Genomic DNA, 23,602 nt, shown 5'->3' on the forward strand with positions numbered 1-23,602 from the left:
ATATTTACCGAATCCTAGTAGAACCCCAGAGCCACTTACCTATCTCTTTTTCACCGACATTAGGGAGATATCTCGCAAACTAAAGTAAGTGAGGACCAGCATGGCTACTGTGATAAAGAATTCTGTTGGTAGCTGAAAGATTTGTAGGATGGACAACATAAGCAAAATCACGAGGGAAACGAGACCAAAAACAAGAATTACAATATTAACTGTTCCCTTGATACTTTGAGGTGTCGCAAAGATGTAGAGTAAGAGTAATAAAATCCCTATGATTAAATAGACCATTTTCTGCTCTTTCTAGCTCTTATTCAGCTGATTTTTTCTTTTTGTTTGCTTTCTCACGCTCTGCCTTGTTAAGGATTTGTTTACGCAAACGAATAGATTCAGGCGTTACTTCCATGTATTCATCGTCGTTCAAGAACTCGAGTGATTCTTCAAGAGTCAAGATACGAGGAGTCTTGATAACCGCTGTTTGGTCCTTAGTTGCTGAACGAACGTTGGTCATTTGTTTTGCTTTCGTGATGTTAACAGTCAGGTCATTTTCACGAGAATTTTCACCGATAATCATACCTTCGTAAACTTCAGTTCCTGGGTTAACAAAGATTGTTCCACGTTCTTCGATAGACATGATAGAGTAGGTTGTTGCCTTACCAGTATCGATAGAAACAAGGGCACCACGGTGACGTCCACCGATTTCACCTGGAATCAATGGCAAGTATTGGTCGAAGGTATGGTTCATGATACCGTAACCACGAGTCATTGACAAGAACTCAGTTGAGTATCCAATCAAACCACGGGCTGGAACTAGGAAGACCAAACGAGTTTGACCATTACCAGTTGAAATCATATCCAACATTTCACCTTTACGTTCAGAAAGACTTTGGATAACAGATCCTTGGTATTCTTCTGGAGTGTCGATTTGAACACGTTCAAATGGCTCACATTTAACACCATCGATTTCTTTTACGATAACTTCTGGACGAGATACTTGAAGCTCATAACCCTCACGACGCATTGTTTCGATAAGGATTGACAAGTGTAATTCCCCACGTCCTGATACAGTCCATTTATCTGGTGAATCAGTTGGATCAACACGAAGAGAAACGTCTGTTTGCAATTCTGCTTGAAGGCGCTCTTCTACCTTACGAGAAGTTACCCATTTACCTTCTTTACCAGCAAATGGTGAGTTGTTGACCAAGAAGGTCATTTGAAGAGTTGGTTCATCGATGTGTAAGATTGGAAGAGCTTCAACTGCGTCTGTTGGAGTGATGGTTTCACCGACAAAGATATCTTCCATACCTGATACGGCAATCAAGTCACCAGCTTTGGCTTCTTGGATTTCACGACGTTCCAAACCAAAGAAACCAAAGAGTTTTGTAACTCGGAAGTTTTTAGTTGTACCGTCAAGTTTAGAAAGGGTAACTTGGTCTCCAACCTTAACTGTACCACGGAAGATACGTCCGATACCGATACGTCCTACGAAGTCATTATAGTCCAAAAGTGACACTTGGAATTGAAGTGGCTCATCCGAGTTATCGATTGGAGCTGGAATGTGGTCAATAATGGTATCAAAGATTGGCGCCATAGTCTTTTCTTGGTCTGCTGGATCATCTGACAATGAAGATGTTCCGTTGATCGCTGATGCATAAACAACTGGGAAGTCAAGCTGATCATCATCCGCACCAAGCTCGATGAAAAGTTCCAAGACTTCATCTACTACTTCTGCTGGACGAGCTGATGGCTTATCAATTTTGTTAACCACAACGATAGGCACAAGGTCTTGTTCCAAGGCCTTTTTCAATACAAAACGAGTCTGTGGCATAGTTCCTTCGTAAGCATCTACGACCAAAACAACACCGTCAACCATTTTCATGATACGCTCAACTTCTCCACCGAAGTCCGCGTGTCCTGGTGTGTCCATGATGTTGATACGAGTTCCGTTGTAGGCAACTGCTGTATTTTTCGCAAGGATGGTGATTCCACGCTCTTTCTCAATATCGTTTGAGTCCATTGCACGCTCAGCTAACTCTGTACGCGCGTCAAGAGTTTCAGATTGTTTCAACAATTCGTCAACGAGGGTAGTTTTACCGTGGTCGACGTGGGCGATAATCGCGATATTACGGATATCTTCTCTTAATTTTGTCATGATTTCCTCTATTGTATTCAAAAATTTATTTTCTAACTGAACGATTATACCACAATTTTGAGCAAATGACTTAATTCAAGTAAGTGTAAATGTTTTCAAAAGATCATTATTCTTTATAAATTGAAATACAGTTGAAAAGGCATCTTAAAATAATGTACTAATGTTACGAAAACTAATACAGCTGATGGTTTTCCCATCGGACTTGGTTACTTTTTCGAGCTGGTTATTGACATTATAGGTATAGGTCTCCTTATCTCCAAGACTGGTCATGCGTTCCACTAGATTGAAAAGTTGGTCATAGCTGTAGCTTGTGACCTTGCCATTGCCATTCGTAACCGAAGTAATCCCCGTATAGCTAGAGGTGGAAGCCTTCTCTCCACTTCCTTGCGTCGCTGTAAGCAACTGATCCTTTAGGTCATAGGTGTAGCATAAAACTCTCGAAGAAATCAGAAATCCTTCCTCGAGAGTTTTTGCATGTTTGTATTACAACAGAAGATAGCCAGCAACTAAATACTGAGAGCCTAAAAATCGGTTAATCTATTCAGAAAAACTGAGCGGCACAATCTCTACATCTCCAAGACTGTCAACTGATTAACCCTGATTACTATCTTTGAACTAACGTGCTAAAACGACATCATAGAGCATGAAGTGGGACTTTTTGTTAATCTGTTTCGTTTTCCCTAATCATCTTTACATTACCCCAATTTTCAACTGAAAATTGACTAGGATAGACGGAAAGCCAGTCTGGAATAATCTTATTTCGTAACAATTCCTCACTTGTAGTAAAGTATGGTGAAAGATTAATTTTTTTCTCCTTTACATACTCCATAATTTGATTGAGGTCTGTCAACCTTTTTTCATCAATAATGTTTAGAGACTGAACCAATTTATCAGATTCGTGATTATACTTATAATATATATCTATAATCACTCCACTACTATGCATGAATAGAAAGTCTATAGACATTCTCCCACTATCTAGTTTACCATCTGGATAATAAAAACTGTACGAAATACTCTCAACTCCTGTAGGTAAGACTTCTGAACGATACTTTTCTGAAATTGAACCGTAAAGCAGCCCGCCTGTTTTATTTACTTCCATCTCAGGTATTCTATTTAAAGTAGAATTCGTACGTAAAAAAGAAGTTGTAGCATGATGGTACTCGTCATGATAAATTTCTTCAAAAACATTACTATATCGTGGCTTTAAAAAAATGAAAGCGAGCGGTAGTAGCATGATTAAAAACGCCCCTATAGATAAGCTATAAAACATTTTTTTATTCATTTTGCGACCTCTTTCTTGTTAATCAATATAATCTTGCAAATCATTTTTACCCTCTTCTAAACTTCGAATAAAATTATAAGAATCTGGATAGTTTTTCTTCAAGTATTCCATGGATTCTGCATCCGTTCGTCTACCACTATAGGATTGGATATTCGGACCTAAATCTACCACTTTACTTGGAACTAAACTATTATATACTGCTTTTTTTACATAATCTAGACTAACATTTTCTTTAAAAGCATTTGCTCGAGTGTAAGACCCCGAAGATATACCGTCATAGTACAAATTACTTGCAGAAATGTAATCAACTTTATTTTTTTGCATGATCGAAGTGATATTAACTGTATCTAAATCTGCTTTGTAATCATCATTTCCTAAGCTAGGTTTGTCTTCCGCATCTTTTGTGACATCTCCTCGCCAACCTGCTAAGGCACTTGTACCTCCCATAAAGATACCATAAACATCTGCTGGTGCAGGCTTATCATACAAATGAGTTGCTGTGGTAATACTTTGATGAGCAAAGTCTGTTTTACCACTGTATTTAGAATAGTTACTATTCCATAATGTGTCAAAATCAACACCAGGATAACTTTTACTAGCAGTTAATTTGAATGCTTCATAGTTCATTGAAGACAAAGTAGAAGCTTCTCCATAGCTACCTGAGGACATATAGTACTGAATCCTTATGTTGTAAATCAATTTTTCAGCTTGTGAATCTTTAATACCATATTTATCTAATTCAGACCTAATATCTCCAATACTACCAGCAGTGTTATTCCATTTAAAGTTACTCCAGTTAGAGTTGTTATATGTCACCCCACCTACTAAACGATTATAGATATAATCAGTATTTCCACCTTCTGTTTTTTCAATGTTTTTATATAATTTCCACAATAAATCTGAAGTTTCTTCATCAAAACCATATTGTTTTTTAAGGTTTTGTTTAAACTCATATGCTGAAACACTATAATCATCAACCGAGTTGACCTTATTTCCTGCCCTATCTGAAGCCTTAGTCGTTTTTGGATCACATATATGCTTCAATGTGTTCAGTAGAGCCGGATTCCAGTTACGAAGAAGGTTCTTGCCTTCTCGGATTGTAGGGGAGGCCTTAAATCCTATTGCCACAGCATAGGCAGTACGAATTGCTTGATAGTGTAGTTCTTGAATACGAGCTTGTGCTTGCTGGTATTTCGTTTGAACATAATCGACTGTACTATTGTAGGCCGTTTGAACCTTATTCCACTGTCTGCCAAGCCAATTCGATGCGCGATTGAATTGGGTGCTGACCCAGTTAACACCTCTATCAATCTGTCTGCCAACCCAGTTAATGCCTCTATCAATCTGTCTGCCAACCCAATTAACGCCTCTACTAATCTGTCTGCCAACCCAATTAACGCCTCTACTAATTTGTTTGCCAGCCCAATTAAGACCTGACTTAACATAGTTCCAGCCTTTTTTGATACTGTTCCAGAAGTGCCCACTCGGGTCGGTATAGTTGACAGGGTTGTTCTGCACATAGCTGTAGCGGTTCTGGCTGAGAGGGTCTGTTTCCTCCCCTGGGTAGCTATCCTCGGTTAAGAAAGTACCTCCCTGACTATCATAATACCTTGCGCGTAAATAGTCAAGTCCAGTATCATCACGGGCTTCGCCGTTATAGGCAAAGGGATTTCCTGTCGTGTCTGTGCTTGTCTTTCTTGCCCCATAGAGATGATAGCGACTGGATGAGACGGCTTGTCCATCCTTGGTCAAACCTGTCACAGAGCCCAACTGGCATAGGTCACTTCTCCCTGATCCGGTAGGTTACCGAGTTCTGGTGGGTTGACAACGATTCCCTCCTTAGTCACTGTAAGCAACTGATCCTTTAAGTCATAGATGTAACATAAAACTCTCGAAGAAATCCTTCCTCGAGAGTCTTTGCATGTTTCTATCACAACAGAAGAGGTTAATTTAAACAATTAGTACGATTCTAGTTAAGATAATCATGTAATTTAATTTCTCTTTTTAAGTTTTTCAAAAACATTCTAAGCAAATTATTTCTGAGAACTTTTCAATTTATTAACTTAAATAAATAATTAAATTCCTATAGTCTCAGATACTAAATAACAATCACTTTTCCAACTTGAAAATAAGAGGAAATTTCTCAGAAATTACATCTATCCCAAAATTAATACCAATTACTTGATAATGGTGAAAAGTTTTGAAATATACTTGTTGTAATTTTTCTCTTAACCTAGTATTCTCATCTAACCTTTATCACTGTGCAATATCGGACCAAAAAGGAATTTGGGGTAAATTAGATAGATTTGTCTCTCTGCTTACTGTGATTCCATGAAAATAATCAGTTAGGCTTTTTGAATAATAAATGATATCTGAACCAACAATTGAAAATACAGGCGAAATTGGAGTATTACATGATGCAATATACCTATGACCAAAAATGGGCAATAATGTTGGGGAATTCATTAAACGACTTAGTATTTCTCCTTTTGTAAGTTCTAAATTACTTGGAGCTTCTCCCCAATTATCGCTCCAATCAACATATTCTATTTCTTCTGCTATATTTTCTTTTATTACTTGTATATAATTACTCAACACCTTAACATTCTGAGGTGAAAAATCACTCCAATCATACCAGTTTTCAGGAAGTTCCTCCATATTTCCATAAACTTTTTTAAATTCGTCAGGTAAATAAACGCTATAAATTTCTTCTATCTTTCTAAATGTTCTATTATTAAATTTCTTTGACATTATATTCCCCTTATTTTATTCTTATAAAAGTTTGATAGTGATCTTGAGTATACCATATGGATCCATCTTCACCTATAACAATTCTTTCCATTCCTCTTGGCACTCCTTTTTGATATGGATGAACATCGTACTCTTTATAAGTAATTCCATCGGGAAGGAGTTCTTCACCATCTAAAGGCTCATTTTTATAAACTTTTCCTCCTTTAAATCCATCTGGTGGATTACCCTTATTGTTTTTAATCTGTGAAATAGTATCTTCAACATATTGAGGAATTTTATTAACATCTTTGACATCATCTACTTTATCCGCCACACGAGCAGCGTCTGATGCCTTGTCCGCTGCCTTTGCAGCTTTCGAAGCATCTTTAGCTTTATCAGCTGCCTTTGTAGCTTTTGAAGCATCATTGACTGCGTCTACTGCATCGAGTGCTTTTTCAAGTTTCCTTAATTTGCCAGCCTTAGCTATAGGAAAGAAATTACTTGCAATATCAACAGCTAACTCTGCACCTGCCGCCCAACGATTTGCGTCTTCGCCCGTTAGTGGATCTTTCCCTGTAACTAAACGTTCTCCATTATTCCAGCCTATGAATTCAGCTGCTAAAGTTGGAAGTTTAGCTTTATTTTCTTGGTTAAACTTCGCAAATTTTACATTAGAGGCATAGGCATTTTCCTCAGGAGTCATTGGGGGAGCCTTTAGATACTCCTCTAATGTCATCCTATCAATTCGCTCTTTCTGATCCGGTCTAAGTCCATGTCTTGCCGCATCTTCATACTTTCTAAAGTCTGCGACAGATGGAACTTTATTTTCTCCCTTATCGGAGGCACCAGTTGTTTTTGGATCACAGACATGTTTTAAGGTATTCTGCAAGGCTGTTCCCCAGTTTCGGAGGAGATTCATGCCTTCTCGGATTGTAGGGGAGGCCTTAAATCCTATTGCCACAGCATAGGCAGTACGAATTGCTTGATAGTGTAGTTCTTGAATACGAGCTTGTGCTTGCTGGTATTTCGTTTGAACATAATCGACTGTACTATTGTAGGTCGTTTGAACCTTATTCCACTGTCTGCCAACCCAGTTAACACCTCTATCAATCTGTCTACCAACCCAGTTAATGCCTCTATCAATCTGTCTGCCAACCCAGTTAACGCCTCTATCAATCTGTCTGCCAACCCAATTAACGCCTCTACTAATCTGTCTGCCAACCCAATTAACGCCTCTACTAATTTGTCTGCCAGCCCAATTAAGACCTGACTTAACATAGTTCCAGCCTTTTTTGATACTGTTCCAGAAGTGCCCACTCGGGTCGGTATAGTTGACGGGGTTGTTCTGCACATAGCTGTAACGGTTCTGGCTGAGAGGGTCTGTTTCCTCACCTGGGTAGCTATCCTCGGTTAAGAAAGTACCTCCCTGACTATCATAATACCTTGCGCGTAAATAGTCAAGTCCAGTATCGTCACGGGCTTCGCCGTTATAGGCGAATGGATTCCCTGTTGTATCTGTGCTTGTCTTTCTTGCTCCATAGAGGTTATAGCGACTGGATGCGACGGCTTGTCCATCCTTGGTCAAACCTGTCACAGAGCCTGATTGGTTGGTCAAATAGTTGTAGCTGTCACCTGTTTGGTTGTTGAGGTAGCTAGCTCGACCCTGACCATAGCTATAGGTCACACGAGCCTTGCCATCATGATCATAGGTTTCGAGGACTTCTGTATGTTCACGATTGACATCGTTGACATAGTTGCGTTCCTCGTAGTAGTTGTAGGTATCCTCTCGTGTGGTGTAAGGGATCAGGACATCCTGAACCTGACTGGCATAGGTCACTTCTCCCTGACCCGGTAAGTTACCGAGTTCTGGTGGGTTGACCACGATCCCTTCCTTACTTGCTCGATCCTTAGCCACTTTCTGGTGATAGGCTCTCGACACATCGTCAAAGATACTGTGCCAGATGCTTCCTACTGTCTGTGGTAGGGTGGATAGAGCTTGGAGGACATTCTGACTAAAGCCATACCAGAAGAGGGAGTTTTCTTCCCCACTTGGGGCTGTATATGGCGACTTACGACCTGACTTGCTTTCCTTTGGCTTGCGTTGGAAGAGTTGATAAGTGTTCTTGCCTTCCTTGCGACTGGCAGTGAAGACACGGTTGTCATCCCCATCGTATAGTGCAGCCATGAGAAGACCCTTCTTGTCCTTGATCGCAAGCAAGCGGTTCTCTGTATCGTAGATATAGTCTAGCTTCTCTGAGTTCTTCTCAGAAGCGATGCGATTGCCATTCTTGTCGTAGGTATAGGTGATAGTGCCATCTGGACCTTCTAGTTTGGTCAAGCGGTTATGGTCATCATAGGTAAAGCGTGTCTGGCTCTCCTTACCATCGACTGTCTCGTTGCTGGTCAATTTATTGCCGGCTAGGTCATAGGTGTAAGAGAGCTTGGAGAGTTCCTTACCAGATGCATCCGATACGGTCATATTTTCCACTTGACCCAGAGTATCGTAAGTATAGGTATGGACTAGGGTTTCGCCATCCTGCTTGATGGTTTCCTTGGCGATATAGCCACCATCATCATACTCATAGCCGTAGCTGGAGATGAGTTTGTCCTGCTTGTCCATGTGACGGAGTTCGGTGAGGCGGTGAGCCTTGTCATAGGTCAAGAAGCTCTTGGTTCCATCTCCTCGATTAACTTCCGTCAGATCCCCTGCTGGGTTGTAGCTATAAGTGGTCTGTTGTCCCTTGACATCTGTCACGGAAGTGAGACGATCCAGTTCATCGTAAGTATAAGAGACTGTGCTACCATCTGGGTAAATCATCTTCGAGATATTGCCATAGGCATCATACTCGTACTGAATCAGGCTACCATCTCCCTGACGAACACCCGTGATCTCGCCTTCTTCGTTGGTCGCGTACTGACTAGTTCCTGTCAGGTCACTCATAGACACCCGACGGCCGTCCGCATCATAGGTATAGAGGACTTGACCATCTTGCTTTTCAGAGTACTCCACCTTGAGCAGTTGATCCAGCTTGTTGTAATCATAGCTGATGGTTTTCCCATCGGACTTGGTTACTTTTTCGAGCTGGTTATTGACATTGTAGGTATAGGTCTCCTTATCTCCTAGACTGTTCATGCGCTCCACTAGATTGGAAAGCTGGTCATAACTGTATCTTGTGACCTTGCCATTTCCATTCGTAACCGAAGTGACATTGCCCACACTGTCGTAGGTATAGCTAGAGGTAGAAGCCTTCTCTCCACTTCCTTGTGTCGCTGTAAGCAACTGATCCTTTAGGTCATAGGTGTAGGTCTTGACACGCTTGCTTCCGGATGTGACACTGGTGAGGTTGCCATTGGCATCATAGGTCATACTTGCGACGCCGCCAGCTTCATCTGTGATTTTCGTGAGATGGTTATCGTGGTCATAGCCATACTTAGTCCACTGGCCTGCCGTATCGCTTTCTGAGGTGAGGCGATTGAGGCTATCATAGGTCCGCTTGGTTACTTGACCGAGAGGATTCGTCTCCTCAAGGAGATTACCGTTCGGATCATAGGTATAGGTCGTTTCGCGCTTGCCATTGATGGTTCGTTTGGTTACCTGACCGACTGGGTCATAGCTTGACTCCACTGTTCGACCAGTTGGCGTTTTGATCGTTTTGAGTTGATCGAGGGTCGTATAGTCAAAAGTGGTTGTAGCACCTGACGGCTTGGTCAGTTTAGCTAGATTCCCCGCTTCATCGTAGCTATACTTGGTTTCAAGGTCAAGGGCGTTCTTAGCCGTTAAGAGACGGCCAACCTTGTCATAGCTATAGTGATTGCTTCGATCAGATTGGTCTGTCTCCTGTACCAAGTTCCCAGACACATCATAGCTATAGGTTTTCGATAGTCCCTGTGGACCTGTTTGCTTGGTGAGACGTCCCAAGGCATCATAGGCGTAGGTGTAAGCCGCCTCATTTGGTAAGGTGCGTTTGGTCACACGACCATAAAGGTCATTGACATAGTTGGTACTATGACCGTTGGCATCTGTTTCTTTTGCCAAGCTACCTGTAGCGTCATAGGCATACTGAGTCTCTCCACCTACACATTATCTTAAGTTAAACCTCACTATTTTGCTTACTATTTGAAAATGAAGTTGAGACCGCATCATCTCAACTTCACTTTGTAATTATTTTTTCTTAGTTCTCAAATCCCACTCCGCCTGTAATCTGGGTAATGAGGTCTAAATGTTCTTTGACGGTAACTTATTGCAGAATTTCAGTAATAGTGACTTCTATTTCTGACTTTAAATCATAAAATCCTATATGTACGCTATTCTTGTATATCCAAAACAGGTCTAAATTGGAATAATATTCTTATAGCTCAAATAATTCTTAAATTATTATCCGTCTTGAAGATTACACTCCTCAATGTATTCTAACCATGCATCAATATTAGGTAGAACTTCCCTTTGTTCCCATCCTGAATCAGCAAAGTCATGAATTATATGCACTAGAGTACTATCAACATCTTCAAAACAGGCGATATCATCATTATCACCTCTCCTTGCAAATGGATATAATGTTCGCTCAGGATATCTTGTTTGAAGACCTCTAAATCTCCTAACCGTTTCTTCATCGTTCATCAAGTACCAAACACCAAAATCAACGATACCTTTAGAAACTAAATCTTTTAATTGTTGTGGATAGGAAAAAAAAGAATGATTAAATGTAAATGGCATGAATTAATTCCTCCGTTCTAAGTCGTACGAACCGTATGGATTCAAGGTTCGAAAAGATGATTTTTGCTTACCAACACGTAACTGAACTGCTTCTCCCCAAGTTGAAGGTGTACCAGCAGGAGTTGTAAGTCTATCTATAAATTGTTCTGGAAGAGGATCCGTATATTGATGTACTCTAGCCGTAGCAGCAATCCCAGCTCCTCTAGCAGCTATAACCCTTGTATTATCAATAGTTGTTAACTTACCATCAGGCATATTCACAACATCAATTGCATCTCCTTTCCAACCATTAGATATCATACTAGATTGTATAGAATCGGCTCCATTAACAGAACTTTGACTAAACCTAATGTTGTAGGGATTAATTTGTGATATTTTATCTGATGGTGCTGGCAAGGCAAGTGGTTTACTAGTCGGCCCAGGCAATGCTAGTTGCTGAACAGGGGTTACATCTTTGCGTGGTCTCGTGATCGGTACATCCCCTGATTTCGGCTTCGTCGTCACCACATCAGCCTTAGGAGCCTTCTTAGGAGACACACTACCTGCTCCGTTGGTAAAGGTGTTAAAGGCAAAGTTCATAGCGACTGTTTGACCAGTAATCTTATTGCCTGTGGCCAAATCAATACCTGTATCAATCGCAGTCTCAACCGCAGATTCCACTCCAATCTTGGCAACTTGTCGAACTGCTTGATTGCCAATATTTTGGGTCACATTAGTTGCTAGACCAGCTCCTGCTCCCATCAATTGACCGCCAATAAGACCTGAGATAGCACCCGTTCCTGCTCCTTTGGCAATCGAACCAACCAATTCCCAACCACGTTGGCCAGAACTATAGGCATCATATCCTGAGATGATTGCTCCAGAGGCTGCACCACCGATAGCCATCGCTACGGGGGCTCCAAGACCTCCAGTCGCTACGGTAAGAGCAATACCGACACCGATAGCTCCCGCAGTTACGGCAACCTTCTTCCAGTCGACATTTCTCACGAAATCAACGACTTGATTCTTGATCCGTTCGGCTGTTGTACAAACATGTTTTAAGGTATTCTGCAAGGCTGTTCCCCAGTTTCGGAGGAGATTCTTTCCTTCTCGGATGGTTGGGGAAGAGCTCAAGCCTGTTGCTAGGGCATAGGCAGACCGAACCACTTGTTGGCGCTTAGCTTCTATCTGTGCTGCCGCTTGCTGGTATTTCGTTTGTACATAGTCGCGGGCACTATTGTAGGTCGTTTGAACCTTATTCCACTGTCTGCCAATCCAATTCGATGCACGGTTAACCTGGGTGCTGACCCAGTTAACACCTCTATCAATCTGTCTACCAACCCAATTCGACGCTCGGTTAAATTGGGTGTTTGCCCAGCTGACTCCTCTACTAATTTGTCTACCAGCCCAATTAACGCCTCTACTAATTTGTCTGCCAGCCCAATTAACTCCTGACTTAACATAGTTCCAGCCTTTTTTGATACTGTTCCAGAAGTGTCCACTCGGGTCTGTATAGTTAACAGGGTTGTTCTGCACATAGCTGTAGCTGTTCTGGCTGAGAGGATCTGTGTCCTCACCTGGGTAGCTATCCTCGGTTAAGAAAGTACCTCCTTGACTATCATAATACCTTGCTCGTAAATAGTCAAGTTCAGTATCGTCACGAGCTTCGCCGTTGTAGGCAAATGGATTCCCTGTCGTGTCTGTGCTTGTCTTTCTTGCCCCATAGAGGTTATAGCTGCTTGATGCGACGGCTTGTCCATCCTTGGTCAAGCCTGTCACAGAGCCTGACTGGTTAGTCAAGTAGTTGTAGCTGTCACCAGTTTGGTTGTTGAGGTAGCTAGCTCGACCTTTGCCATAACTATAGGTCTCTCGTGCCTTGCCATCATGGTCATAGGTTTCAAGGACTTCTGTATGTTCACGATTGACATCGTTGACATAGTTGCGTTCCTCATAATAGTTGTAGGTATCCTCTCGTGTGGTATAAGGGATCAGGACATCCTGAACCTGACTGGCATAGGTCACTTCTCCCTGACCCGGTAAGTTCCCGAGCTCTGGTGGGTTGACGACGATTCCTTCCTTGGTTGCTCGATCCTTAGCCACTTTCTGGTGATAGGCTCTCGACACATCGTCAAAGATGCTGTGCCAGATGCTTCCTACTGTCTGTGGTAGGGTGGATAGGGCTTGGAGGACATTCTGACTAAAGCCATACCAGAAGAGGGAGTTTTCTTCCCCACTTGGGGCTGTATATGGCGACTTACGGCCTGACTTGGTATCCTTTGGCTTGCGTTGGAAGAGTTGATAAGTGTTCTTGCCTTCCTTACGACTAGCAGTGAAGACACGGTTATCATCTCCGTCGTAGAGCGCAGCCATGAGAAGCCCCTTCTTGTCCTTGATCGCAAGCAGGCGGTTCTCTGTGTCATAGATATAATCTAGCTTCTCTGAGTTCTTCTCAGAAGCGATGCGATTGTCATTCTTGTCGTAGGTATAGGTGATAGTGCCATCTGGCCCTTCCAGTTTGGTCAAGCGGTTATGGTCATCATAGGTAAAGTGTGTCTGGCTCTCCTTGCCATCAACTGTCTCGCTGCTGGTCAGTTTATTGCCGGCAAGGTCATAGGTGTAAGAGAGTTTAGAAAGTTCCTTACCAGCTCCATCCGATACGGTCATGTTTTCCACTTGACCGAGAGTATCGTAGGTATAGGTATGGACTAGGGTTTCGCCATCCTGCTTGATGGTTTCTTTGGCAATGTAGCCACCATCGTCATACTCATAGCCGTAGCTGGAGATGAGTTTGTCCTGCTTGTCCATGTGGCGGAGTTCAGTGAGACGGTGAGCCTTGTCATAGGTCAAGAAGCTCTTAGTCCCATCTCCTCGATTAACTTCCGTCAGATCCCCTGCTGTGTTATAGCTATAGCTGGTCTTTTGTCCCTTGACATCTGTCACGGAAGTGAGACGATCCAGTTCATCGTAAGTGTAAGAAACTGTGCTACCATCTGGGTAAATCATCTTCGAGATATTGCCATAGGCATCATACTCGTACTGAATCAGGCTACCATCTCCCTGACGAACACCCGTGATCTCGCCTTCTTCGTTGGTCGCGTACTGACTAGTTCCTGTCAGGTCACTCATAGACACCCGACGGCCGTCCGCATCATAGGTATAGAGGACTTGACCATCTTGCTTTTCAGAGTACTCCACCTTGAGCAGTTGATCCAGCTTGTTGTAATCATAGCTGATGGTTTTCCCATCGGACTTGGTTACTTTTTCGAGCTGGTTATTGACATTGTAGGTATAGGTCTCCTTATCTCCTAGACTGTTCATGCGCTCCACTAGATTGGAAAGCTGGTCATAACTGTATCTTGTGACCTTGCCATTTCCATTCGTAACCGAAGTGACATTGCCCACACTGTCGTAGGTATAGCTAGAGGTAGAAGCCTTCTCTCCACTTCCTTGTGTCGCTGTAAGCAACTGATCCTTTAGGTCATAGGTGTAGGTCTTGACACGCTTGCTTCCGGATGTGACACTGGTGAGGTTGCCATTGGCATCATAGGTCATACTTGCGACGCCGCCAGCTTCATCTGTGATTTTCGTGAGATGGTTATCGTGGTCATAGCCATACTTAGTCCACTGGCCTGCCGTATCGCTTTCTGAGGTGAGGCGATTGAGGCTATCATAGGTCCGCTTGGTTACTTGACCGAGAGGATTCGTCTCCTCAAGGAGATTACCGTTCGGATCATAGGTATAGGTCGTTTCGCGCTTGCCATTGATGGTTCGTTTGGTTACCTGACCGACTGGGTCATAGCTTGACTCCACTGTTCGACCAGTTGGCGTTTTGATCGTTTTGAGTTGATCGAGGGTCGTATAGTCAAAAGTGGTTGTAGCACCTGACGGCTTGGTCAGTTTAGCTAGATTCCCCGCTTCATCGTAGCTATACTTGGTTTCAAGGTCAAGGGCGTTCTTAGCCGTTAAGAGACGGCCAACCTTGTCATAGCTATAGTGATTGCTTCGATCAGATTGGTCTGTCTCCTGTACCAAGTTCCCAGACACATCATAGCTATAGGTTTTCGATAGTCCCTGTGGACCTGTTTGCTTGGTGAGACGTCCCAAGGCATCATAGGCGTAGGTGTAAGCCGCCTCATTTGGTAAGGTGCGTTTGGTCACACGACCATAAAGGTCATTGACATAGTTGGTACTATGACCGTTGGCATCTGTTTCTTTTGCCAAGCTACCTGTAGCGTCATAGGCATACTGAGTCTCTCCACCTGTTGGACGTTTCTTACTGCTGACACGGTTCATACTGTCATAGCTGTAGGTCGTTGTATGTCCTTCGCCACTTGTTTCGCTCAAACGATTTCCCAAAGCATCATAGCTGAAGCTTTGCTTGCTTCCTGTTGGAGCTACTGTTTCGATGATTCGTCCTAATGGGTCGTACTTAAAGGCTGTCGCTTGACCATTTGGATCTGTATAGAGTACCAATTTTTTATTAGCATCATAACCATAGCTACTTGAATGGCCATTGGCATCTGTCATTTTAGAGAGGTTACCTAGGACATCATATTCGTAAGTGGAGGTATTGCCATCGGCATCCGACTCTGTCACCACTCGGTTGAGGGCATCGTAGCTATACTTGGTTTCACGTTTTAAATGATCGACGGTCTTAACTAGATTGCCATTTTGATCATAGTGATAGGTCTTTGTCTTACCTTCTTGGTCAGTTGAGCTTGCGACATTGCCCATGACATCATAGGTGAAGGTTTCGCTGGTCTTATCTGCGTAGACCACCTTAGTCAGTTGGTTGTCACTATTGTAGCTATATTGGGTAACTTCACCCAAGCTGTTTGTTAAAGTGAGACGATTTCCTGCCTTATCGTAAGTATAGGTCTCATTGAGATCCTGATTATCTTTTTTGTTCACTACACGGTTGGCAGCATCGTAGCTGTACTCCGTCACCAAGCCACTAGAATGCGTCTGCTTGATAAGACGATCAAGGGCATCGTATTCTTGTCTTACGGTAGTTCCGTCTGGAAGAGTCACTTCTTCCAGTTGAGCCGTTGAGGTATAGGTCATCTTAGTGACATTGCCATTGGCATCGATGACCTGAATCGGATAGCCCAGTTCATTATAGGTATACTGAGTCTTACCACCCAAGGCATCTGTCAATTCTGTCAACTGTTCCATCTGGTTGTAGGCCATCTTAGTGACATTGCCTAAACCATCTGTAATACTGGAAACTTGATTTTGGCCTGTATAAGTCGTGCTAGCAGTATAGCCTGCCGCATCTGTTAGGCTATTTTGATTGCCATTGGCATCATAGGTCATGCTGGTGCGGTGACCCAAGGCATTGGTTGTTGCGATCAGGCGCCCTGCCTTACTATATTCATAAGTCGTTTCTTTTCCAAGGGCGTCTGTCATGGACAGGATATTCCCCATCGCATCCAACACATATGAAACACTGCTACCATCTGGGTAAGTCACACCTGTCACATTTCCCGCTGCATCATAGGTATAGCTGGTAGTCTTTTTCTGTTTGGTTTCGCTAAGTTTATTTCCAACACTGTCATAGGTGTATGTCACTGTCTGACCTGCTTCATCGGTGTAAGATAGCACACGACCCATGATATCATAAGTAGTCTCTGCCTTTGTACCGATTGGATAAGAAACTGAGGTTACATTTCCTGCCGCGTCATAAGTATTTTGAGTAACTTGACCTAAAGCATCTGTGATAGTTTTAACGGCATTGTTTCTATCATCATAAGTCAAGCTGCTACTATTACCTACTTCATTGGTTCGAGTGACAATTCGACCCAACGCATCACGAGTAACGGTAGTTGTTTGCCCTGAAGCATTGGTTTCTGTTAGGAAACGACCCTTACTATCATATGTATAGCTAGTAGCGTGTCCTTCTGCATCAGTCACGGAAAGCTGGTTTCCAACACCATCATAAGTGTAACTATAGGTTCCACCTTCTCCATTCGAAGCACCGATTTTACGGCCAAAACCATCATAGGTGAAGGTAGTCGTATTACCATTGCCTTCTGTCACAGCTGTCACTTGACCGGCCTTATCAAAAGTATGGCTCGTCCCAACACCATCGGCATCTTTTTCGCTCAGCTTGCGACCTTCTGCATCATAGGTGAAAGTCTTGGTCCCACCGAGAGGATTCGTAATGCTAGTGACTTGATTGTGTGCATTATAGGTAAAGGTTGATACGCCTCCCAAAGGATTGGTAATGCTTACCAGATTCGCACCTTCATAAGCAAAAGAAGTTGTATGACCAGCCGCATCTGTTGTAGACAAGATGCGACCTTGCTGATCGACAGTATAAGTAATCTTAGACCCATCTGGCAATGTTGTCTGGATTAGATTACCATTGGCATCATAGCTATGAGCTGTTGATGCACCACTAAAGTCAGTGAGAGACAGAAGATGGTTCTTCTCATCATAGCTAGAAGTTTTTACCGCACCGTCGAAACGCGTTTCTGTCAAGGTGTTTCCATTGCTGTCATAGGTGTAGCGAGTTGTTTGCCCCGCTTCATTCGTCACGCTTGACAGACGGTTGTTTTCATCATACGTTTTTGAGACACTAGTTCCATCTGCATAGCGAATGCCAGTTGTGCGATATTGCTCATCGTAAGTATATACGGTTTGATTGCCATTTCCATCGGTAGTGATTGTCTGACCTTCACTATAAGAAAGAGTTGAAACAGCACCTGCACCATCTGTTTGCTTGATGACACGATTTTCCTCATCATACTCGTTTTGGATGACCTTGGTGCCGTTTCCATCATACCAGGCCGTCATACGTCCCTTATCGTCATATTCATAACGAGTAGGAACTCCCGTCGCATCCGTATAAGTAATTAAATGACCATTCGTGTCGTATTCATAGGTCAAAGTTGAGCCATTGGGGATTTGAATCGCACCAATATAACCATCTGTATTATAGGTGATACTATAAACCAAGCCTGTAGGAGATGTGATCTTGATCAGCTGGTAATTTTCATTATAATCAAAGCTTGTTTTATTACCTTTTTCATCCGTCTGGCTCGTTAAAAGACCGTGATAGTTAAAGGTTTTCTCTTGATGATTGTGATCAACAATTCGGTATTCCTTTACATCATAGTCTTCTTTTTCGTCTCCGCCAAAGTCACCCTTCTTCGTTTCAACTGTTTTTACTTCGAGAGTGAGGTCATAGCCACTTGGAGCACGATATCCATCTCCATCCTTCGCAAATTTAAGAATAGAACCGTCTGTACGAGTATAGTAGAGATTTTGATCTTCATCGCTTGATAACTGCTCATTAAAGGCAAATGACCAACCACGTCCAAAGAGACTATTGATGCCTGCTGCTTTAGAATTATAGGCGCGATTAATTTCAAATTTGCCGTCAACATCAGTGATAGAAACATCTGTTCGATCTAGGTAGAAATTCCCCGTGTTTAGATTGATTGGCTCAAATCCAAATTCACAGTGAAGACCACGCCCCATTAAAAGCCTGTCTATTTCCGCCTTTGTATTGGATGTCAAAGCTGGTGGATTATAAGGTTTATCAGCATTCTTTCTTGGATTGCGAATAAATAGGGTGTTATTTTGCACAAGCATCATATCTTGGATACGATTATCGTAAGCAAGTTGATTGAGTGGTACTCCATAATATGCCGCAATCTTTGGAAGGGTATCAAACTGGGTAACCTTGTAAATCAAGAAAGTATCACTTGATTTTTTACCACTAGTTTGACTATCCTTTTTACTCTCTGCGTCAATCGTATAAACCTTGTTTAGTTCAGGTTCTGTGAAAGGCACCTGAGTCTGCCAGTTTGAAAGTTTATCTTTATATTTGGTCGTTCCCTTTTCAAATGCTGCATCAAAGGAACTACTATCAGGGTATTTGTAAGAAAAACTTGCAGAGCTTTGTCCCTTGTAGTCTTTCGCAGTATCACTAAGATTGTAATCAACCTGAGCACCCGGCGTTGTCAGACCATCCGCAAAGACTCCCTGAAATTGCAACTTTCCTTTCTTATCTGTCTTCACCATTGTCCGAAGATTGATGGTTGTGTTCCCTATTGGATAATTTACATCAACTGGATCTGGAACGGACCAATTAATCGTCAAACTCGGAGCCTTGTCTGGAGTAAACCCAATCTGTCCTGCATTTTCTGCCGTCGCTTCAGTTGTATAGAAAGCACCACCGTCTGAGCCTTCGTCGGTTGCAGCTACAACTAGACCATAGTTTGGTTCCAAACCTTGAACCCATGCATTCACAGTCTCACGGATATCAAAGTTATGCATTCCAATCTTCTTACCACTGGTCGCATTCTTTCCTGCAATTTCCATATCAAGGCCCACAGAAGTATCCCATGTGAGGTTATTGATATCAAAGTCTTGTTTCAAGCGATAAGCTGCAAACTGGGTTGATTGAGAATCTGGTGCCGTATATTCATAGATGTTTAAACTCGCACTATCAATACGCGCTTCCTTAGGAATACTCTTTTGAAAATCGTAATTAATCTTAAAGTACATCCTTGCACGCCCGATGTCACGAACACCTGGAACACCCGCCATTCCGATCATTTCGGCTGTTAGATATCCAACATACCCATAAGAGTAACCTTGATATTGTCCATGTACAGATGAGGTAACAATGTCAAGAATTTTTTCTCGTGGAACTGTTACAGTCGGGTCTATCCGAACAGGATACTTACGTTCAGAATCAGACAACCACTCTTTACTAGCTGTGACTGTCACTTCATGACGTCCATCCCCTTTTTTCAATCCAAGGGTTAAGGCATTACTTGTAGCGCCTACACTATCCACCATCATTGGGGCAGTTAGTACAAAGAGGATTTTTGTTTTCCCCTTTGCGCGAACAAGGATTTGATTGTCTTTCAAAGAAACATCATACTTAGATGCATCCAAACCATAAGTAAAGGAGTTCTTCCCACCCCACTCGGCTAGAATGATTTCTTCTTTGATTCCATTAGACTGTACCGTATATTGCACATCTGTTTTGCCATCAACATTGTTATATAAGATCGCATTCTTTTCTACAGTTGCTTGTTCGTATGTCTTATCAAGCGGATACAAAGAAATTTTATCATCCTTATGAGTAATATCAATGGGAGTCTCTTTTTTGACTTCGCTCGGAAGAACTACTCCTACTGGAGATTCTTTTGGTAGATAATAATGCTTCCCATTAGCATGATAAGAATAGAGAGATAAATCTACAGGAACTTCTACCCCTTCTTTATCAATATAGGTTTTAATATCACTACCAATATGCGTCACAAAGTGAGTATCATCAACCCGAAACAGTTGTTCTTGCCCACTAACCGCTACTGGTGCCCCGTATTGTTTTTTCAGTTCTGCCTCTGCCTTACTCTCTTCGTTGACCACCTTTGGTTGTTGTAGGGCATCTCCACCATCTTTTGCTGGTTTTGATGAGGAGTCAACACTTGTCGAACTTTCCGTATTTGCATTTTCAGAACTAACAGTCTGGCTACTCGCCTCTGTAACAGCTTTTTTATAAGCTTCCTCAGCCTGGCCTTGTTTAATTGCTTGGTTTATTTCTTCCGCATAGATCAACGGCATGTTAGAAACAAATAAACTCAGCAATAATAACCACTGTATGGACTTACGCAGTCTTTTCATCATCATTCTCCTTTGTAAGATAAATAAAATAATAAAGTGTAAAAATTAAAATAAGAGCATCGCCGATGGATAAAACGAAAGAACCTGGTATTGGGAACCAAACAGCAATAGCTAAACAAAAGGCGACAATAAGCATGGATACCAGAACAGGTAGTCGCAATTGATCTACCCTACTTTTAATTGGTAAAGCTTTGTAAATACTAACCAGACTATAGGATAAGATTACTTTAAGAAAAGTTTGTACAATTGTAGTAAATGCCCAGATAGCAATCTTGACATGGCCATATTCCAAACTTGTATGATCGTATAAAACTTGACCCAAACCTCCGATGAGAATGCCACATAAAATTGCACTAAACAAGTAAATCAGAATAGTGTGATTTAAACGTTTATCTGATCGGTACTGCCTATAAAACCAGATTGTTATTGGAAAAATAAGAACTGTTCCTATTATTAAAAATAGTAGGCTGAATAAGGTTAGAATGAGTGATAAACCTTCCTCGACTATCACAGGGGAAATCGCACCTGTAAATAGAAGGCGTTGCCCCACTCCTAAAAACAGTAAGCCGATAGCTAGTCTCCAAAACCTTGAGAATCTTAATATTTTCATCATGTACTTGTCCTTTCTTTGATACTTTTTAAACGAGCAGTAACCACAAATCGTTGATCATTTCCAGTAGCATCACAGGTTGATAAGATTAAAAATCGATCTTTTTGAGGGTCAGTAGCAATCTGACGATAGAATCCCCCATAGTCTGATGTTCTTATCTGTAATGTTTCTAAATAATATCTGAGGCCTTCTCGACTTCCTAATTTGAATGTATGAAAAAGATGATCATCTGTATAAGAGTGAGCTGCCATCACCTCATATTCAAAATGTTGAGTCAAGGTGTCAATCGTAATACGTTCATGCTCCTTAAAAAAAGCTGGCTTCGCAAAATAATCTAAAGACCCAAACATCGAATCATCTAACATAGCATGTCCGTAGATAATCGTGACAGGATCTTCAAATGTTTTTTTGTTAACCAGCTCTGTAAATATAGCGCCATAATAGGTCTCTTCACCATCTATATCATGAGAAAGGTAATAAGCATCATCCCTTGGATGCTGAGCAACCGGGTAATCTATTCGAGTCCCTTCAACTGTTAGCCAAGCAAAGACATCTGGATTCTGATGAAACTTCTTCTCAACTGCGTTTTGAGAATGTTGTTCCACAGCCATCTGTTCAAGGCCATCTAAGACTTTTAAACCTAAAAATAACACCACAATTATTATAATTAGTGATAAACTAAACTTCAAAATTTTCATGTGCTCGCTCCCATACTATCATTGTATCAGAAATCTGTATGCTTTGTAAATCCATTTTTTGTATAAAACGCCTTTTTGTTACAATATTTAGGAATTTTTGTATTCCCCTATTGTAAAATGAAGCCTAACAGAAAAGATAGGTTCATCTAATATACTAGAATTACAAAACTCTATAATAAACGATGGATATGTTTATTTTTTGTTCTGATCAAAATTATTCATACAAACTCTGATTTCAAATTTATGCATCAGAAAGGATTGAAGCTTTTTGAAAGAATTCGTTACATTGACCCACTCAAAAAAAGAAATCCAAAATACTCCTAGCTATAAATCTGTAAAAATTTATTAAGTTATCTCAATAGACTTTAAAGATACTTAATTAACCATACGGACTAATTTGTCACGCTTGGCTTGACATTGCAAAAAAATTTCTTTCTCTTTTCAAAAATCCCGACTTGTGATAAGATAGGCTGGTATGCGTTTAGATAAATTATTAGCCCAGGAAAAAATCAGCCGTAAGGCCATGAAACAAGCTCTTTTGAAAAAAGAAATTTTAGTTGATGGACTCTCTGCTAGTTCCCTTTCACAGAATGTTGATACAGGGTTGCAAGAGCTGATTTTCAAAGATAAAAAAATCCAAGGATACGAACACACCTACCTCATGCTCCATAAGCCAAATGGAGTCGTGACTGCAAGCAAGGATAAAAACTCCCAACTGTCATGGACCTTCTTCCTCAGCATCTCCAGTCAGAGCAACTCTACGCCATCGGCCGTCTGGATCGGGATACGACGGGTCTCCTCCTCTTAACGGATAATGGTCCCCTAGGTTTTCAACTCCTCCATCCTCAGTATCATGTAGATAAAACTTACCAAGTAGAGGTCAATGGGCCACTAACTCCCGACCAGATTCAAGAGTTTAAAGATGGTATTGCCTTTCTTGATGGAACTATCTGTAAACCTGCTCAACTTGAGATTTTATCCTCAAGTCCTAGTCTCAGCCAAGCCACTATCACCATCTCTGAAGGAAAGTTTCATCAGGTCAAAAAAATGTTCCTCTCTGTTGGTGTCAAGGTCACTGCTCTTAAACGAGTTCAATTTGGAGATTTTATATTGGACTCTGAACTAGCAGAAGGTGATTGCCGACTTCTAAACAAAGAAGAATTACAGGTTATTAAAAATTACTTAGAAAACAGTGGATAAAACAAAAAAAGCTTTAAACAAATAAAGCTTTTTAAAATCTAATTTAGCGTATAAATACCATGACACCTAAAATAAAGTGAAGTGCAGAAATTACAATCCCTAGGATGGACAGATTTTTTTCTATCTTATAGTCAAGCCCAGATTCTTTTTGATGTGAGTTAGCTAAGACTAGACCAATAATACCCAAAATCAAACTTACCACCGGCGACAGCAGACCAAGAATGATAGACAAGATCCCTAAAACAAGTGACGCTTTTTTCTTTTCTTGCATATTCTAAAAACTCCTTAAACTCATACAAATGAATAATACTATAAAAATTAGTTTTATCAATTGGATAAAACAAAAAAAGCTTTTAAAGATAAAGCTCAGAACGAAGACAAACGTCATTGTTGGCGTTTGTCTTTTTGTATTTTCCAAAATAGTTTGTCTCATCATCTACTAATCTATCCAAAAATTTGAATTTGAGAAAAATAAAAAGGGATATTCTCTATCCATTTCACCAGTTTTTTGATATTTAAACACGCTAAAGTAAGCCCAACCTGATCCTCCATTTTGGACTTTCCTTTCTCTCTAGTGTATCTCAAATTATGGTAC

General features: G+C 41.4%; 12 protein-coding genes and 2 pseudogenes. 1 reads left to right on the forward strand and 13 read right to left on the reverse strand.

Going from position 1 to position 23,602, the window contains the following annotated elements:
• Positions 1-39 precede the first annotated feature (39 nt).
• The 11 genes from GEZ89_RS03980 to GEZ89_RS04030 all read right to left on the reverse strand — a co-directional run bounded on the left by GEZ89_RS03980 (position 40) and on the right by GEZ89_RS04030 (position 21,807).
• On the reverse strand, positions 40-285 hold the full coding sequence (locus tag GEZ89_RS03980; RefSeq protein WP_045763157.1) for a DUF3165 family protein: 246 nt from the start codon (positions 283-285) through the stop codon (positions 40-42).
• 19 nt (positions 286-304) lie between these two features.
• Positions 305-2,146, reverse strand: coding sequence for a translational GTPase TypA (gene typA / locus GEZ89_RS03985; protein WP_153225046.1), 1,842 nt, complete (start codon positions 2,144-2,146; stop codon positions 305-307).
• 144 nt (positions 2,147-2,290) lie between these two features.
• Positions 2,291-2,548 carry a hypothetical protein gene (locus GEZ89_RS03990; protein WP_194251828.1) on the reverse strand — a complete coding sequence of 86 codons (258 nt, stop codon included), beginning with the start codon at positions 2,546-2,548 and terminating at the stop codon, positions 2,291-2,293.
• Positions 2,549-2,807: 259 nt separating this feature from the next.
• Complete coding sequence (locus GEZ89_RS03995) at positions 2,808-3,431, reverse strand: TipC family immunity protein (protein ID WP_153225048.1); 624 nt, start codon at positions 3,429-3,431, stop codon at positions 2,808-2,810.
• 18 nt (positions 3,432-3,449) lie between these two features.
• Positions 3,450-5,192, reverse strand: a complete 1,743-nt coding sequence (locus GEZ89_RS04000) for an RHS repeat-associated core domain-containing protein (protein ID WP_322741479.1) — start codon at positions 5,190-5,192, stop codon at positions 3,450-3,452.
• 495 nt (positions 5,193-5,687) lie between these two features.
• Positions 5,688-6,182 (reverse strand): hypothetical protein, encoded by a 495-nt coding sequence (locus GEZ89_RS04005; RefSeq protein ID WP_000037407.1) that lies wholly within the window; start codon positions 6,180-6,182, stop codon positions 5,688-5,690.
• 10 nt (positions 6,183-6,192) lie between these two features.
• Positions 6,193-10,197 (reverse strand): RHS repeat-associated core domain-containing protein, encoded by a 4,005-nt coding sequence (locus GEZ89_RS04010; protein ID WP_153225050.1) that lies wholly within the window; start codon positions 10,195-10,197, stop codon positions 6,193-6,195.
• A gap of 339 nt (positions 10,198-10,536) precedes the next feature.
• Entirely contained in the window at positions 10,537-10,875 is a 339-nt protein-coding gene (locus GEZ89_RS04015) for a hypothetical protein (RefSeq protein ID WP_153225051.1), read from the reverse strand.
• Positions 10,876-10,878: 3 nt separating this feature from the next.
• Complete coding sequence (locus GEZ89_RS04020) at positions 10,879-20,499, reverse strand: DUF6531 domain-containing protein (protein WP_228113866.1); 9,621 nt, start codon at positions 20,497-20,499, stop codon at positions 10,879-10,881.
• Positions 20,483-21,112: a hypothetical protein gene (locus tag GEZ89_RS04025; protein ID WP_153225052.1), complete on the reverse strand. Its 630-nt coding sequence runs from the start codon at positions 21,110-21,112 to the stop codon at positions 20,483-20,485. The genes GEZ89_RS04020 and GEZ89_RS04025 overlap by 17 nt, the downstream gene beginning before the upstream one ends.
• A complete protein-coding gene (locus GEZ89_RS04030; protein ID WP_153225053.1) occupies positions 21,109-21,807 on the reverse strand; it encodes a class B sortase in 699 nt (232 codons plus the stop codon). Before GEZ89_RS04030 ends, GEZ89_RS04025 begins: the two co-directional genes overlap by 4 nt.
• Positions 21,808-22,282: 475 nt before the next feature.
• Between GEZ89_RS04030 and GEZ89_RS04035 the strand changes: the two are divergent.
• Positions 22,283-23,007 (forward strand): annotated as a pseudogene (locus GEZ89_RS04035) (pseudouridine synthase).
• A gap of 43 nt (positions 23,008-23,050) precedes the next feature.
• Here the strand turns inward: GEZ89_RS04035 and GEZ89_RS04040 are convergent.
• Both GEZ89_RS04040 and GEZ89_RS09835 read right to left on the reverse strand, forming a co-directional pair.
• Entirely contained in the window at positions 23,051-23,278 is a 228-nt protein-coding gene (locus tag GEZ89_RS04040) for a DUF4190 domain-containing protein (protein WP_153225054.1), read from the reverse strand.
• A gap of 173 nt (positions 23,279-23,451) precedes the next feature.
• Positions 23,452-23,602, reverse strand: a pseudogene (locus GEZ89_RS09835) (IS5/IS1182 family transposase); the annotation flags it as partial.

Source organism: Streptococcus mitis, assembly GCF_009496285.1.
In the GTDB taxonomy this organism is placed as follows: Bacteria; Bacillota; Bacilli; order Lactobacillales; family Streptococcaceae; genus Streptococcus; species Streptococcus mitis_BP.